The sequence below is a fragment of the Pseudomonas sp. URMO17WK12:I11 genome, from assembly GCF_007677725.1.
GTDB lineage: Bacteria > Pseudomonadota > Gammaproteobacteria > Pseudomonadales > Pseudomonadaceae > Aquipseudomonas.
Genome location: NZ_VEDF01000008.1, coordinates 188033 through 204545 on the forward strand (window position 1 = coordinate 188033; position 16513 = coordinate 204545).

Sequence of the window (16513 nt, forward strand, 5' to 3'; positions counted from 1 at the left end):
GTGCCAGGATGGGGGGGTAGGTGGTCAAAATGTGTCGTGTCGGTGCTTGGCCAGGCGCGACACAAGCTGTCGTGCCTGACGCTTAGTGTGGCATCTACAACATTGATCGAAGAGGAATGAACAATGCTGAAGAACCTGTTGGCGACGGTTGGCTTGGTGGTGATAGCCAAAAAGGGTTTTGAGCTGTACCAGCATTACAAGGAAATGGAGCGAGAGTACGAAGCGTGGCGCAAGGCAAATGCTGACGAGCGTTAATGCTTTGGCGACTCAGGGCTGCACAACCGGATAGCAGGCATCATCCCAGAGCGTGTCAGGCCTCTCCAGTATCAAGTGTATGATCAATGGCGCCAACTTGCCGAGTAACTTTCCACAGTCGCGCAGTTGTGGTCGGTTGATACTACTAAGCGTTATCGAGAGGGCGCTCATGGCTTCGGATGCAACCGAGGGTAGAGGTAACCCGGCGGCGACAAAAACAGAGTGCAACACCTGACCAATCAGGTACGGTGTGCCCATGTCTTGGCCATGAGTTGAGGGACGTTTGGAGGCAAGAATGGATTGGGAAGACCTGTTGCACAGCCTGTGGGATTTGCTGGCGGAACGCGGCAGCACAGAGTTGGAAAAGCGAGTTCGGGATCTTTTGACGGAGCGAGCAACCGACGACTGGTTGCGCTCGTGTGGCCAGATCCTACGTGATGGGCAACTAGACCAGGCCAAGAGTGTGGTCAGCGACTTCCTGCGGGATCATCCGGATCTGCCAGGCATCATGAAGAAGCTTGAGCTGATTCTCCTGTTAGAGCGTCATAAGGCTGCTCGTTCGCCTACTCGCAAAGTCCGCAACCGTGAACCACTGCTGCAATCAGTCAACGTCCTGGTGAGCTCGGGAAAACTGGTTGCTGTAGAGGAGCTGCTGGAGGAGGCACTTGCGGAGGACGAAGATCCCGAGCTTCTAGATCTCTTAGGGCGAGTCTACATGTTGCAGCGTCGTCCGCAGCAGGCGGCGGCTGTGATGCAGCGTGCTTTGCTGGCGAGAAGGCAGAAGATCGCTTTCATTGAGCAGCCCCAAGCAGTTGTTCACGCCTTCGAGATGGATGACGAGGCAGTTACAGCGGCAGATCTGGAATACATTACCTCTGATGCCAGCGTTTTTTCCGGACTAGACGCCTCCTCAATCTGGCAGGATGAAGTGGCTGAACCGGTCAAGTCGCAGCCCGAAGAGTCTTATTTGGCAGGCCTCGCTCATGGTCTGGAGGCGAGCGACGGCAACGAAACGGTCATTTCGCCAGTTTTTGTGCCTGTAGCGGCTGAGGATACGTGTGCCACTTCTACCGAGCAGTGTAAAACCCTGTCATTGTCTCGGGCACGCAAGTCGGTTGACGTGGCGTCAACGCCGCAGGGGACCAAGATCTTGGTGCGCCATGCATCTCACTCGAAAGTAGAGCACTCACACTCAACACGGGTACCCGTAACGGCGGTCGACGACCTCTGCGATGCAGCTTTTGGACAGCCTCTGACACCTGAGAAAGCACCGCTTGATAAGCCGAGACCTGCTGGTTCAGAGAGTTACTACAGCGACAGCGATATTCAAGAGTTGGTTGGTGGCATAGAACTGGGCGCTCGAAATGAATCCGAGCCCCTCTTCGGGGGGGCTCAAGTTGATCAGCAGGATAGCTATGAGCCTGAGAGTGACTTCTTCGATAATGATGAGATCCTGGTCGAGCAGGATGAGCTCAATTTTGATGTGATTGATGAGTTTGTCATTGATGATCGAGATATCGATGACGAATATGCTGCATATGCCTTCGACCCGGATGACATTTATGACAGCTTAGAAAGCTCATGTTCTGATGCAGAGTTGGCTGATGGGAGGGTTAGCCGTGAAGATCGAGCTCTGCAGAAAGCCATAGAGCTGATCAGCAGAGCAGGCTGGTCATTGGCGATGCTGCCTTTGGTTCAGCAGATTTTTGTGATGAGCGGCTGGGGTGCCACGCGGCTGGCGCTGGAGCGCGAAATTGACAAAGGGATGACCCCTGAGGAGCTGATCTTGGCTGCTCATGTGAAAGTGCTCTGGACTGAGAACGACTACTATTGGATTGCATATGACAGGAGCGGCTCAAGCAACCTGTCGCAGTATGTGATGTCATGGCCGACAGCCTTGCTGCTGGTTAGGTCCTTTGAATCGTTGCCGCAAATAGAAGAGCTCGAGCAGTTCATCGAATCGTTGTTCGAGGATTGGTACGGCAGGCCTAGCCTTCGCCGAGCATTTCGTTCGTTCAACCGTTTTCTCTGGTTTCGGGTTTCCAACCTACAGGGCTGTTTACCCGCCAATCAGCCGTTTAATTTCTGCAGCCCTCATGAGCTACCTGTCGAGGAGTACAGCGACCTTGGCATGGGAGATCCATTGGGTATTGAGCGTACAGCCAAACTACGTGCTTTTGGTGTGTTTCAAACCAAACACCCTCAGGAGCCAGGCAGCTATTTGAGTGACAAACCCCTGCCTGTAGAGGCGTATTCAATGGCCTCGCAAACGAACAAGGAAATCTTGAACGATGCCTGATCAAAGCCTAACTCACGTTGCTGGGTGCTGGGTTAGCCAACCCCTGCCCAGCGGCGAAAAGCACCGTCGCGGCATGGTAAAGATGGCTATCCACGGAGATAGCGGCACCCAGTTACAGGTGAACTGGTTCATGCCAGAGCGGTCCCAAGGCATGGTTGACGCCAGTCTGGTTAGCTCTGGCTTCCAGAACGGTATGGATGTACAGGATGCGACACCTGGCACAGGTATGCGCTCGTTGGGCATTGGCAGCATAATGCAGCAACGCACCCTGGCGGGCTTCCAGCAAGTACTGGTCGACTTTCCGGAAAGTGGCGAGCGACACTGGTTGCCCTACCAGCATCTGCGCCAGGTCAAGGGTCCCAAGCATCGCTTTGTTACGGCAGATACGGGCAAGGAGCGAGATGCCGAGCGCATGCGTTTACGAATGCTTGCACATGCCATCGAGACCTGGAACGAGAACACTGGAGCGCTTTCGCACCTGGATATAGACCCGCTCCCACACCAAATCCACCTGGTTCACCACATCCTGGCTTCGGGCAACTTCAACTGGCTGATTGCCGATGATGTGGGACTCGGTAAAACCATCGAAACCGGCATGTTGCTGCACGCCTTGACTCAACGCGGGCTGATTCAGCGAGTTTTGCTGATAACCCCGGCCGGGCTGACCAAGCAGTGGCAGGAAGAGCTCCATTACAAATTCAAGCTGGATGACTTTGAGATCTATGGAGAGGATTTCTTCATCAATGAGCCTCGCCACTGGAAGATGCATGACCGAGTAATCGGCTCCATGGACCGCTTGAAACAGGAGGGGCACTTGGCCAGCCTGCTGCAAGCTGAACCCTGGGATCTGGTCATCTTTGATGAGGGGCATCGTCTCAGTCGCCGCCAGTACGGGCAGAAGCTGGATAGCTCAGAGCGCTACACGTTGGCGGCCAACCTGCGTAGTAAGGCCAAGCACATGCTGCTGCTTAGTGCTACGCCTCACCAAGGCATGCAGGACAAGTTCATCGCCTTGCTCGAGCTTTTGCGTCCAGAGCGTCGCCGAGAGCTGATGCTACTCAATCTGAAGCCGGAAATCCTTCATGACATGGTCTACCGCAACCACAAGGCGGATGTGACCGATGCTAATGGCAACTTCATCTTCCAGGGTAAGCTCACGCGCGCCATGAAAGTGCTTGCCAGCGAGGAGTCGAAGGCCTTTGACAAGACCCTGCAGGCCTACCTGCGCCAGGGGTACGCGGCTGGTGTGGAGATGGGCCGCACGGGTAATGCCATCGGCTTCGTGATGACGGTCTATCGCAAGCTGGCTGCATCCAGCTCTGCGGCGATCCTCAACGCGCTGCGCAACCGCCTAATGCGTCTGGAAAAGAAGCTCAACGGCGAGCAGGGAGCGGATGAGCCTGTCGATGAGCGTTACTTCGGCGAATGGGAAGAGCAGCTTGCGACAGATGCCAAGGAGTTTTTCGCCGGGGAAATCGTGCTGCTGAGCGAGCTGATCGAGGAGGCTGAGCAGCTCAAGCGAAACGATCGCAAACTTCAGCTCTTCATCGATGAGGTCATCCGTAAGATTCTTGCGGCCAATTCTGGAGAGAAAGTGTTGATCTTCACCGAGTACCGCACGACGCAAAACTACCTTTGCGAGACCTTGCGGTGTCATTTCGGTGCAAACAAAGTCGAACTGATCAATGGTTCGATGGGGCATGCCGAGCGCCGCGATGCCATTGCCCGCTTCGAGGATCAAGGTCAGTTCCTGATCTCTACCGAGGCCGGTGGCGAAGGTATCAACCTGCAGCGCCAGTGCCACATCATGGTCAACTACGATCTGCCCTGGAACCCCATGCGCCTAGTACAGCGGATTGGGCGCCTCTATCGATACGGCCAGAAGAAAAAGGTCGTGGTGTTTAACATCCACCAGCCCGACACCATGGATCAGCAAATTATCGACCTGCTGTACGACCGCATCGACTCCGTGGTTCACGATATGGCGGCGGTACAGAAAGATGAATTCAACGACGGACTGAAAGACGAGATCCTCGGTGAACTGGCCGAGCTCATCGATGTCGAGGACATTCTGCAAGCTGCCACCCTACAGGGCATCGAGCGTACCCGCGAACGGATCGACGAAGCCCTGCGTCAAGCGCAAACGGCAACCGCCAAGCAGCGTGAGCTGTTCGAGTACGCGGCCAGCGGAGATGCAAATGAGCTGCGTGATGAGCTGGAAATTACCCAAGAGCACCTGCTCAGCTTCGTGCTGGGAATGTGCGATCAGCTAGGTATCGAAGTGGCCGAGCGCACCCACAGGAGCAAACTGTTGCGTATCCGCTTGCCGGAGGTAGTGATGCGCGAGCTAGGTATGTCGCCCAAGGCATCGCCGCGTATGGATTGCACCTTGGATCGCGAGGTGGCGGCCTATCGGTCGGATACCCATATGCTTGATCTCAATTCGCAGTTCATGCAGTACCTGCTCAGCAAGGCTCGTGATTACGACTTTGGTGGCCTGGCCGCGGTGGTGCAGGGGAATGAGCTAGGCGAAGGAGCGCTGGTCGGAGCCATGCTGCGCTGGCAGGGATTGCAGGGCAAGCGTATGCGTCAGGAGTTCGTGATTATTCAGATCAGCGAGCAGCGGGCTCAACTGAATATCCCAGCTACTGGCCAGTGGCTGCTACAACCGGCACAATCTGCCGACTTGAAACCAACACCTGAGCAGTGCAAGGCGCTGTTTGCATGTGCGGAGAGCGTCGTCAATCACCGGCTCGCCAGCGTCAGCAACCGCTACTTGAACCCAGAAAATCTGCAGTGGGCCAGCGCGGGCTGGATGATTTAAGGAAGAACTATGAACAAGCAGGGTGATTTCTACCCGTCTTTTGTCAAAGACGATGCACGTTACTCCAGCGAAGATTGTAAATGCATCGAGTCAGTCGTCGAGCGCTTGATGAAAAGCAAGACCAGTGAAGACCACCCTGGCATGCTGCTGGGCAAGATCCAGTCGGGTAAGACGAAAACCTTCCTGGCGGTCATGGCGCTGGCCTTCGATAATGAATTCGATGTGGCGGTGGTGTTGACCAAGGGTACCAAGGCTCTGGCCAAGCAGACTTACGAGCGCATCAAGAGCGAGTTCCGTGCACATGACGAAAACGACCTGCTCAAGGTCTTCGACATCATGACCATGCCTGGCCATCTGACTGGTTTCGAGCTGAACCAGAAGCTGGTGCTTGTGGTGAAGAAGCAGACCGACAACCTCAATCGCCTCATCGATCTATTCAAAAGCAAATATCCGCAGCTCAAAGGCAAGCGCGTGCTGATCATCGACGACGAGGCAGATTACGCCAGTGTCGGCTTCAAGCGCGACAGGGGTGAACTAGACATCAACGTTACCGCCCGCCAGCTCGAGCACTTGCGCTTCATCGTCGAGCGTGCCGCCTTCCTGCAGGTCACAGCTACCCCGTACTCGCTATACCTGCAGCCTGCCGATGTGCAGATCAAGGGCAACAGTTTTAAGCCGATTCGCCCGGCCTTCACCGAATTGGTCCCCGTCAATGCCGCCTATGTGGGTAGCGACTACTACTTTGAAGACAGCCAGGAAGACGGTCACCTGGCCAGGTTCCTCTATCAGCCAGTGCATCAGGACGAATTGCAGATCCTGCGCAAGAAGGACGGTCGCCGCCTGAAGTTGGAGGAGGTTCTGACTAGTAAGGCGATCCCGACCCTGCGCGATGCCATCTGCAACTTCATCGTCGGCGGCTGTATCCGGCGCTTGCAGGACAAGAAGGCTGGGAAGGCCGCGAAGAAGTTCAGCTTCCTGGTGCATACAGAGGCCAATACCACCGCGCATGCTTGGCAGGAGGAGTTGGTCGAGAAGATCAAGGAAAAGCTCAGCGCAGCAGTAATCCAGGAGCCACAGCTGTTGAGTAGCCTCATTCAGCGCGCCTACCAGGAGCTACAGCCCTCGGTCGAGCTACAGGGGGACTATCTCCCTCTGCTAGATGAGGTCGCTCAGGAGGTGCAGACAGCGCTCAAGCAAGACTGGCTGATGAGCACCAAGGTCAACTCTGAGAAGCAGGTTGAGGAGCTACTAGATGATGAGGGTCAACTGAAACTGCGCACACCGTTGAACATCTTCATCGGCGGCCAGATTCTTGACCGTGGGGTCACCATCGCCAACCTGATCGGCTTCTACTACGGTCGCCAGCCCAACGTGTTCCAGCAGGATACCGTGCTGCAGCACTCGCGCATGTTCGGCTTCCGTCCACGTCAGGATCTGGCTGTGACTCGTTTCTACACCGAGCCGACCATCTACGCCGCCATGCAGCGTATGCATGAGAGCGATGTGGCCCTGCGCGAGTCTCTGGCCAAAAACCCCGAGCAGCCAGTGGTTTTCATCCAGAAAGCCCCCGGGAATGCTGTGCAGCCCTGTAGTCCAAACAAGATCGCCTTGTCGCAAACCACCACACTCAAGCCATTCAAGCGAATCCTCCCCGTCGGCTTCCAGGTGTTGCCCAAGACCTACCTGCGACCGGTCACTGAGAAGCTCGACCAGCAGCTCGACCAGCTCGCCGGTAACGGCAGCTTTGATGAGCCGTTCCTGATACCTGTAGCGGTGGCGATTGAGCTACTGATTACCCTGGAGCCCACCTTCAAAATGGAGGAGGGCGAGGGCTATACCTTCGACTGGGAGGCGGCACGCTCTGCGCTCCAGTACCTGGCCAGCCTACCGAATGATGCCAGCGAGCAAAACAAAGTATGGTGCCTGGTGCGTACCGATCGGGAAATCCAGCGTACCGTTAGCGCGGGCTCGCATGCCCTCTATGCCGACGCACCGGACAGCACCAAGATTGAGGGCCAGATTCGCAAGAAGTACGCCATCGACAATCCCATGCTGATTCTTATTCGGCAGAACGGCAGGGAGGAAAAGGGTTGGACGGGCGCACCCTTCTATTGGCCGGTGATCTCTGCTCAGCAGAATACTCCGACGGCCATCTTCGCCCACGAAACCCTGAACAACGATTGAAAAACACGGAAAGCTCAATGACTCAGTACGACTCTCAACTGCGCGACTTGATCCTGGCTCATGTGCCTGCGGATGGCGAAAGAATCGGCAATATCAAGCTTCAGAAAGATCTGACCAACGTGGCCGATTTCGATTTTGACGAACTGGACTACAAGCGTGTGCGCGATGCCCTGGTCGCTGAGGGGCTGCTGGGAAAGGGGCAGGGGAAGGGGGGTGCCGTGTATCGCACCGCGATAGCAGTGCCGCACTTGTCCTTGGCTACCAGTGGCTTGGCTCAGCAAAAGGCTGGGAGTGAGCCGGAACAGTCAACTGATGAGCCCGAAGGTGACGACACCCTCGACGGCAGTGTCGGTGCCGAGCCCTACGGCACCTATCAGTACGACACCAAGGCCACCAGCCGTCCCGATGTGGGGGTGCAAGAGCAGTTCAACGGCCGCAAGCCGCCCAAGCAGTACCGCTACGACTCCAGCCTGGCACCCGAGCTGTGCTGGGATGAGAACGCCGAGCGTGATTTTGCCGAGTGGCTGCTCAATCTGGTGGCCGAAGCGGCGACTCAGGGCGAGGCCGTGGTATTTGCCCAGGAACAGGTCTGGAAAGGCAACGGCGAGCGTTTCACCAGCCTCAGCCAGTGCGTGGCGCGACTGAAAAGTCTGACACAGCCCTTCCTCACCTGGGCCGGCAAAGCGGAGCGTCAGCAGATCAGCGTGCCGACCGTGCCGCTGTTCGTGCATGAGCGGCACTCGACGCAGAACATCCTGAAAACCCTGGAGTCCCACCGCGCGGTCGGTACCATGCTGGATCTGTTCGGTGATAGCGCCGACAAGGACATCGCCGACCAGCTGGATGCCTATACCCACAAGGAGCAATGGGCTAACCGCCTGATCCTGGGGGACTCCCTGCAAGTGATGAACTCCCTGCTCGAATACGAGGGCATGGGCGGGCAGGTGCAGATGGTGTACTTCGACCCACCGTATGGGATTAAGTTTGGCTCAAATTTTCAGCCATTCGTTAAAAGCAACCGTGTTTCTCATGGCAAAGATGATGACATGATTCGTGAGCCTGAGATGGTTAAAGCTTATCGAGACACTTGGGAGCTCGGAATACACTCCTACCTTTCATACTTCAGAGACAGAATATTTCTTGCTCGTGAGCTGCTGAAAGACTCAGGAAGTATATTTGTTCAAATATCGTCACAAAACGTGCATCGCTTACGATCTATTCTTGATGAGGTTTTTGGCGAGAATAATTTTATTTCAGAAATTATTTTTAGAACCACCACGGGAAAAGGCAGCTCTGGGTTAGACTCCACATATGACATCATATTGTGGTATGCAAAAAACTCTCAAGTGATGAAATTTAATCGTGCCTACAAGGCCCGAATAGCATCTGAGGACTCAAACCTAAGATTCGTTGAAGTTGAAGGTGTTCGCCGAAAGATAAAGCCTGAAGAGCTTGAGAAAATTGACAATCTTCCTTCGGGATATAGGCTGTACCGGCCTAATCCATTGACCTCGCAGACTCCAAGTGAAAGCACAACCTTTGAGTATGAATTTGAGGGGAGAAAATTTAAGCCGGGGAAAGGTGGTTGGAAAACTAATAAAGCAGGAATGGATAGCTTAAAAAGCGCAAGCAGGTTAATTGCTGTGGGCAATACGCTTTCATTTGTTAGGTATCTGGATGACTTCCCTTATCAGTCGCACAGCAACATTTGGGATGATACGCGTCGAAGTGGTTTTGGTGACCCTAAAATATACGCAGTTCAAACGGCAACCAAAGTGATTGAACGGTGTATACAAATGACAACAGAGCCTGGGGATTTAGTTCTAGACCCAACATGTGGTTCAGGAACCTCCGCGTTTTGCTCGGAAAAGCTAGGTCGCCGCTGGATCACTTGCGATACTTCTCGCGTGCCCCTAGCCCTGGCTCGTCAGCGCCTGCTTACAGCTACATTCCCTTGGTACGAGCTGAAGGAACCTAGCCGTGGCCCAGCTGGGGGCTTAGTCTACAAACGCAAGCAGAACCGCAAGGGCGAGGAAGTGGGTGGCCTGGTGCCGCGTATCACTCTGAAGTCCATTGCCAACAACGAAGAGCCGGAAACTATTACTCTGGTCGACCGTCCGGAAGAAAATAAAGATGTTACCCGCGTTTGTGGTCCCTTCACTGTCGAGGCCACCATTCAAGCTGCCCATTCGCTGGAGATCCAGGGCGAAACCCAGCAGGCTGAGCAGGAGGCCGGCTACAACGCGCGCAGCTATCTGGACCGAATGATCGATATCCTGCGGCGCAGCCGCAATCTGCGCCTGCCGGGCAACCGCAGCCTGAAACTGGACCAGGTGCGTGTGCTGGACAATGACTACCTGCATGCCGAAGCGGTGGACGAGCAGGAGCAGCGCATCGCTATTGTGTTTGGCCCGGAAGATGGGGCGATCAGCTCCGACCAGGTGTTCGAGGCAGCCAGCGAGGCCTACTTCCTCAAGTACAGCCAGCTCTATCTGTTCGGTTTCGCCATCCAGGCCAAGGCCCGCGAGCTGGTGGACGACCGCAAGCGCCTGCGCCTGCCCTGTACCTATATCAGCGTGACGCCGGATGTGGCCATGGATGACCTGCTCAAGACCAGCCACACCGACCAGCTGTTCTCCATCACAGGCCTACCGGATGCCCGCATCCTCTCAGCCGGGCTGCGTGACGATGGCAAGCTGCTGTATCAGGTCGAGCTGCTGGGGCTGGACACCTTCCGCCCGGATACCCTGGAAACTGAGTCGGTCGAGCCGGAGAACCTGCCGTGCTGGATGCTGGACACCAGCTACAACGGCATGGCCTTCTGCGCCGATCAGGTGTTCTTCCCGCGCACCAGCGCCTGGGACAACCTGCAGAAGTCGCTCAAGGGGCAGTTCAACAAGAGCGTCTGGGAGCATCTGGCCGGTACCACCAGCGAGCCCTTTGTCGCCGTTGCTGAGGGGCAGGTCGCCATCAAGGTGATCGACGAGCGTGGCAATGAGCTTATGCGCGTGTTCAGCGTAGCGGAGGCCGAGCAATGAGCGAGCGCACTGCCGTTCCGGTCAGCGAAGTCCCGGAACCCATCATCAACTCGCCCTATGCCGAGCCGGCTCACCACTGGCAAGTCGAGGTCGGCAAAAGCCCGATGAAGGCGGCAGAGCGTCGCCCGGCTTACTACTTCTACCGTGTACCGGAAGGTGCTGGCACTGGTCGCAAGAGCAAGAAGCAGGGCGAGCTGCTGGGTACCACGGATATCGGTGAACAGGAGGAGCTGGGGCAGGTCAATCTGATCCGTCAGAAGCTGCGCGACTGGCGTGAAGGTAAGCTGACCGGTACGCCGTATGACGGTGCTTCGCGGGTCACCAAAGAGCTGATCGAGCTGTGGCGCTCCGAAGATCGTGGCCAGCGGCTGTTCTTCGCTCAGATTGAGGCGGCGGAAACGGTGATTTTCCTTGCCGAGGCGGCCGAGGTTTACAAGAAGGGCCTGCTGCCTATTGTTAAGGATGAGCCGGGGCCTGAAGGCAAGGCCAAGGGCCTGCGCGCCTTCACTCGGCATGCCTGCAAGATGGCGACGGGCTCGGGCAAGACTACCGTCATGGGCATGCTGGCGGCCTGGTCGATCCTCAACCGGGTGGCGGCACCGACGGATGATCGCTTCTCCGATACGGTATTGATCGTCTGCCCAAACGTGACCATTCGTGAACGCCTGAAAGAGCTGGACCCGCTGCTCGGTGATCTGTCGCTGTACCGCACCCGCCAACTGGTGCCGGTGCAGCGTATGGAGGAGTTGCGGCGTGGCGAGGTGATGATCGCCAACTGGCACAAGCTGGCCAAGCTGGAGAGCAATACCGTCAACGGCGATTCGGCCAAGGTGGTGAAGACTGGCGAGGCGGTGGAAGTCGTCAAGCAATCCGGTAAAGACAAGGGCAAAGTCGAGGTCAAATACTTCGAGTCTGATGCCGCCTGGTTCAAGCGCATTCGCCAGGAACTGGGCACTGGCCGTGGCCGTAGTCCGCACTGGCTAGTGTTCAACGACGAAGCGCACCATGCCTATCGTCGTGGCGACAGCAACAGCGATGATGAAGAAACCACTCTGGAAGACGACAAGGACACCGCGAAGAAGAACGCCAAGGAAGCGACCATCTGGATCGAGGGGCTGGACCGGATCAACAAGCTGGCCAACGGCCGCAAGAACGGTATCAACCTGTGCGTCGACCTGTCCGCCACACCGTTTTATATCCAGGGCTCGGGCAACGAGGTGGGCAAGCCCTTCCCGTGGGTCGTTTCTGACTTCGGCCTGTTGGATGCCATCGAATCCGGACTGGTGAAAATCCCCGAACTGCCCACCGCGGATGTCGGCGGCACTGAGGAAGCCGCCTACTTCAATGTCTGGCGCTGGGTGGAGGCTAAGGCCGAGGAAGACGGCCATGGCAGCAAGCTCACTCCCCAGCTGGTCATGAACTACGCCAGCACGCCAATCACCTTGCTGGCTGCAGACTGGTACAAGAAGTTCCAGGAGTGGGAGAAAGACCATAAGGACAATCAGCGTTATCCGATTCCCCCGGTGTTTATCGTGGTGTGCCGCGATACTAAGGTGGCCAAGGAAGTACATAGCTGGCTGGCCGGCAACGAGGGTGGGTATGGTGAGGCGCCCGAGTGGTTCCGCAATGCCCCCGGCCGAGAGGTGACGGTGCGGGTGGACTCGAAGATTGCCGAGGAAATCGAGTCCGGCAGTGGTAACGACGAAGTGCGGCGTATGCGATTTATCCTCGACACCATCGGCAAAGGTAAATGGCCTGGCGACAAGGTGCCTGATGAGTGGTCGGAACTGGTGCGCAAGCACAACGATAAGCTTAACAGCGACGACGATGAGGACGAGAGTGAGGATAAGAGCGGGCTGCAGTGGATCGATGAGCGCATTCCGCCAGGCCGGGATATCCGCTGCATCGTGTCGGTAGCGATGCTAGCTGAAGGCTGGGATGCCAACACCGTGACCCACATCGTCGGTCTACGCCCCTTCGGTTCGCAGCTGCTGTGCGAACAGGTAGTCGGCCGGGCACTGCGCCGTGCCAGCTATGTAGTGGATGAAGATACTGGCCTGTTTACCGAAGAAACCGCCAAGGTTTTCGGTGTGCCTTTCGAGCTGGTGCCTTTCAAGACTCGCGAGGTAGGCCCGCCTAAGGAGAAGCGCGAGCAGCACCACATCTTCTCCATGCCTGAGCGTGAGCAGTACCGCATCGACTTCCCCATCGTGACGGGCTACCAGGAGGTCAGCCAGCTCGATGTGGTGATCGACTGGTCGCAAGTGGCACAAGTTACCATCGATCCGATGACGCTACCGACGACTGTACAGGTAGGGCAGATGACCGCGCCCGATGGTTCGTTGACAGCTTTTGGTGTAGGCAAGAAGAGCGAGGTTTCCTTGGTTGAATGGCGCAAGCTGTTTCGCAATCAGCAAGTGGCATTCGTGCTGGCCAAGGATATTTGCAGGCAGTGGCGCAGCGAACGCGGCGATAGCGTGCTGATGGCACAGCTATTTCCCAAGGTCGTTGCGGCATGCCTGCGCTTCCTGCGCGAGAAGTTGGTGCGCAAGGGGGACTCCCTGTCGTGTGATGTGCTGCTTGGTAGCTATAACCAAGCAGCCATAGGTAGCCTTTACAACGCGCTGCAGAGTGGCACTGAAGAGCGGTACGGTTTCCTGCCGTTGATCCCCCAGGGGGTGGCGGGTACCGGGAGCACGTTGTACGTGGACTTCCATACCACCAAGCCCGTGCGTGCTGTGACCAAGTGCCATCTGAACTTGATGGTTGCCGATACGGCAAAATGGGAGCAAAGCGTAGGGTTCTTGCTGGATATCCATCCCGGCGTAACCAAGTGGGTCAAGAACGATCGACTGGGCTTTACCGTCGGCTATCGCAAGCAAAACATCAAGCACAGCTACATCCCTGACTTCATCGCCGAGTTGGACATCGGCATGAAGCTGATCATCGAGGTGAAGGGGCAGTACAACGACGATGCGGATCTTAAAGCCAAGGCTGCCCAGCGTTGGGTGGACGCAGTGAACCGCGGGGGCGAGTTCGGGCTTTGGCACTACTTGGTTGTGCAGGATCCTACGAAGCTCGGAGCAGAGATCGATCAGCTGAGTTTGGAGAAGCTACAGGGTTAGCTCGCGAAGTGGGGGGCGCTCGTTGGAGCGTCCCTGTTATGTCGGATTACAACCAATGCTCCGGTACTTCGATCTCGTAGTTCTTCGCCACGGTCTTGAGAGTGGCGAGAATCTCGGCATGGCGTGCCTGGTCAGTCGCTTGCCAAGTAGATCTGCGCTCCAGAAGACCTTTGAGTTCGCCCAGGTTGTACATGCGCAGGCGATGGAAATTGCCCCAGCTGGGGATGCCGAACAAGTTGTAGATGACCACGGTGGCGTCGCGTTCGCTGGCCAGGCGCTTGTTCCCGCTGAGCTTTTCGGCAGCGGCTTCGGCTTCGTCCCGGTCGTCATAGGTGTTGAGCAGTTTCATCAGTGTTTGGCTGTAGTTCAATTGGGCAGTGGATTCTGCCTGAGTGGGGAAAAAAGAGCATTCAAGGATCTGTTTAAGGGAGGGGGAAGGTGAGTGAAGTTGTACATCCTATCCCCACTCTGACGTATTTCAGAACCTGCCGGGCCGCGTTCGCCAGCCGCCTCCTGCCGGGCGCCACTACAGAGAGCCTTCCAATGACAGTCACCACCACCGAATTACTGCAATGTCGGCAAACCTGCCAGCAGCGTCTGAGGCAAGCGCTGGGGCTGACTGCGTTGGGACTGCTGATGTGCGTCGCCATGCAGGGGCTGCTTGCGCAACCCCTCCTGTCAGTTGGCCAGCAGATTGAGCCGCGCTGGCTGCTTGCGTCGCTACCGGCTTTGTCGCTGCTGCTCGGGCTACTCGCATGGGGCGTCTGCTTATTCCATTGGATGCATCTGCAGCGTTATGCCAAGGTGGTCGATTCACTCCAGAGAGTCCTCGCCATTCGTGAGTTGTTGGCGGCTCGCCAGGCACTGGCCGTCGCCCGGGAGCAGGCCGGGCAGAGCCCCCTGAACACAAGCGCGCTGCATGCACTTCAACCACAGTTGGAACAGCACCTGGACGGGCTCACCCGGCAGTACCTGCAGCAGCGTCTGGCGGCCGATGTGACAACCGCTCGCAACCATTGCTGGCAGCGCCTGCAGGCTATCCGTAGCCGGACACCTCTGATCCAGGCGGAAACCGTTGTGCGCGAAACACTGCAGCGCCTGCAGCAGCGGCGCGATCAGCTTAGCGACCAGTGGGATGAGACCTACGAGAAGTTCTCCTGGTGGAACAAGATAAAGTACTCCGACGGCCCAGATTTCAGAAAAATAGATCAGGCCATCAGGCAACTCAAGAAGATGCATGACAGGTTGCTGGCTCAGCACGCTGAAGACTTCACCCGCCTCGATAAGCACTTTTCCGAACTCAAATATCGTGCTGAAGCACGTATCACCACCAGCCAACAGCAGATTGAGCAGTTCATAGCCGATGAAGTGACTCGTGGGCAGGAAAATGAGTTGCCGCTCAGGGCCGGGTTCATGCTGTCAGCCCTGTCGGTGCCACTTTCCCTGTGGGATGACTTCACCACGGCAGGCAACATTTACGACGCCCTGCGGAGCGTCAACGGCAACTATGCTGGTATGAGTGATGGTGAAATCTGGCTGGAAACCCTGTTCATGTCCTCAGATAGCCTGGTTGGGCTGACCTCCCTGGCCAAGGGCGCCTATTTTGAGAAACTGGTGGCGAGCGATACCGGGGGGGGCCTTTTCGAATACTTCAACAACCCCGGCACCGATATCGTCATCGACGGTGTGGCCTACCAGATCAAGGCCACTTCCAGTACCACCTACATCAACAGCGTAGATGCTGACATCCCGGTTATTGCCACCTCGGAAGTGGCCGAGCGGACTCGCGCCATCGACTCAGGCTTCAGCAATATCGAGTTGGAGCGTTCGGTAGACCTTGCACTTGGCGGCTCGGTGGTCGACTCCGAGGACACTGTCCTCGATGCATTGCTCTCCGGGGTTGGCGGGCTCGGGTTGTTTGCCACCATTCAGGGCATCAACCATGCCGCAGAGTACTACGAAAACGGCGGCGATGGCGTAGAGGCCCTGTTTGCAGGAGCAGGCGTGGCCATTGAAGGCACCGCACGGGCGCTGGTGGGTACTGCAGAGCTGGGTTACAAGGTGCTCGCTTCCGCCCCTAGCCGCTATATCGGCCGTACACTGCTGGTTGGGCTTAAAAAGTTCGATGACAAAATGACGGACGCGGGCTCTAGGCCCAAATGAGTAGCTCCAGCTGGGGCACCGACGCAAAAAAATAAGACCTCGAATCAGCTGCCTCCATGGTGATCTTTAGGGCTGAGCCCAAAGATCACCATGGAGGCATTATGATGTCGTTTTACAAAAGACCTCGTTCAGCCAACGAGACGCAACCTTCATGGCCAACCACCACATGATCTAAGATGCGGGTGCCGACCATGTTCAAAGCGTTCTTGAGGGTGGTGGTCAAGGTACGATCAGCTTGACTGGGTTCTGGGTCACCGGAGGGATGATTGTGAACCATAATGACGGCCGCAGCATTGTGCTCCAAGGCGATCTTGACCACCTCTCTCGGGTACACGCTCGCGCCATCCAGAGTTCCTCTGAACAGTTCTCTAAAGCCTATGACCCGATGTTTGGAGTCGAGCAGCAGAAGGGCAAAGACTTCATATTCGTGGTACTGCAGCAGTGTTTGCAGGTGACTGAACACCTGCTTCGGATCAGTCAGTGCCCGGCCTTTAGACAGACGACTCATTGCCAGTTGTTGCGCCATCTGCAGGATGTCGGTTTCGGTGACGGGGGACTCCATGACGTAGGTGCCACTCGCTTCATCGGCTTTGAGCTTGTGATATTTCATGACGGTATTCCTGTA

9 protein-coding genes are annotated in these 16513 nt (G+C 56.5%); 7 read left to right on the forward strand and 2 right to left on the reverse strand.

Translation table 11 applies throughout. The features are described from left to right. The first annotated feature begins 123 nt into the window (after positions 1-123). From FS665_RS23735 to FS665_RS16765, 6 genes are all read left to right on the forward strand, one after another. Entirely contained in the window at positions 124-255 is a 132-nt protein-coding gene (locus FS665_RS23735; RefSeq protein WP_256250384.1) for a hypothetical protein, read from the forward strand. A gap of 295 nt (positions 256-550) precedes the next feature. Next, a complete protein-coding gene (locus FS665_RS23740; protein ID WP_227493130.1) occupies positions 551-2554 on the forward strand; it encodes a hypothetical protein in 2004 nt (667 codons plus the stop codon). Positions 2555-2966: 412 nt separating this feature from the next. After that, positions 2967-5378 carry a DEAD/DEAH box helicase gene (locus FS665_RS16750; protein ID WP_060545879.1) on the forward strand — a complete coding sequence of 804 codons (2412 nt, stop codon included), beginning with the start codon at positions 2967-2969 and terminating at the stop codon, positions 5376-5378. A gap of 9 nt (positions 5379-5387) precedes the next feature. Continuing rightward, positions 5388-7562 (forward strand): Z1 domain-containing protein, encoded by a 2175-nt coding sequence (locus FS665_RS16755; RefSeq protein ID WP_060545877.1) that lies wholly within the window; start codon positions 5388-5390, stop codon positions 7560-7562. A gap of 17 nt (positions 7563-7579) precedes the next feature. Then, positions 7580-10600, forward strand: coding sequence for a site-specific DNA-methyltransferase (locus FS665_RS23745; protein WP_082431497.1), 3021 nt, complete (start codon positions 7580-7582; stop codon positions 10598-10600). Next, on the forward strand, positions 10597-13725 hold the full coding sequence (locus FS665_RS16765; protein WP_060545871.1) for a BPTD_3080 family restriction endonuclease: 3129 nt from the start codon (positions 10597-10599) through the stop codon (positions 13723-13725). Before FS665_RS23745 ends, FS665_RS16765 begins: the two co-directional genes overlap by 4 nt. Before the next feature lie 46 nt (positions 13726-13771). Here the strand turns inward: FS665_RS16765 and FS665_RS16770 are convergent, their stop codons facing one another. Next, entirely contained in the window at positions 13772-14074 is a 303-nt protein-coding gene (locus FS665_RS16770) for a hypothetical protein (RefSeq protein ID WP_060545884.1), read from the reverse strand. 194 nt (positions 14075-14268) lie between these two features. Here FS665_RS16770 and FS665_RS16775 point away from each other — a divergent pair, with 194 nt between their 5' ends. Beyond that, complete coding sequence (locus FS665_RS16775) at positions 14269-15888, forward strand: hypothetical protein (RefSeq protein ID WP_227493181.1); 1620 nt, start codon at positions 14269-14271, stop codon at positions 15886-15888. A 112-nt stretch (positions 15889-16000) separates the two neighbouring features. Here the strand turns inward: FS665_RS16775 and radC are convergent, their stop codons facing one another. Beyond that, positions 16001-16498 (reverse strand): DNA repair protein RadC, encoded by a 498-nt coding sequence (gene radC / locus FS665_RS16780; RefSeq protein ID WP_060545869.1) that lies wholly within the window; start codon positions 16496-16498, stop codon positions 16001-16003. Positions 16499-16513: the final 15 nt, after the last annotated feature.

Bases quoted from the DNA above. Each gene is read 5' to 3' on its own strand.
- FS665_RS16765 (WP_060545871.1), top strand. From the start codon at position 10,597: ATGAGCGAGCGCACTGCCGTTCCGGTCAGCGAAGTCCCGGAACCCATC.
- FS665_RS16755 (WP_060545877.1), top strand. From the start codon at position 5,388: ATGAACAAGCAGGGTGATTTCTACCCGTCTTTTGTCAAAGACGATGCA.
- FS665_RS16775 (WP_227493181.1), top strand. From the start codon at position 14,269: ATGACAGTCACCACCACCGAATTACTGCAATGTCGGCAAACCTGCCAG.
- FS665_RS23735 (WP_256250384.1), top strand. From the start codon at position 124: ATGCTGAAGAACCTGTTGGCGACGGTTGGCTTGGTGGTGATAGCCAAA.
- FS665_RS16770 (WP_060545884.1), bottom strand. From the start codon at position 14,074: ATGAAACTGCTCAACACCTATGACGACCGGGACGAAGCCGAAGCCGCT.
- radC (WP_060545869.1), bottom strand. From the start codon at position 16,498: ATGAAATATCACAAGCTCAAAGCCGATGAAGCGAGTGGCACCTACGTC.
- FS665_RS23745 (WP_082431497.1), top strand. From the start codon at position 7,580: ATGACTCAGTACGACTCTCAACTGCGCGACTTGATCCTGGCTCATGTG.
- FS665_RS23740 (WP_227493130.1), top strand. From the start codon at position 551: ATGGATTGGGAAGACCTGTTGCACAGCCTGTGGGATTTGCTGGCGGAA.
- FS665_RS16750 (WP_060545879.1), top strand. From the start codon at position 2,967: ATGCGTTTACGAATGCTTGCACATGCCATCGAGACCTGGAACGAGAAC.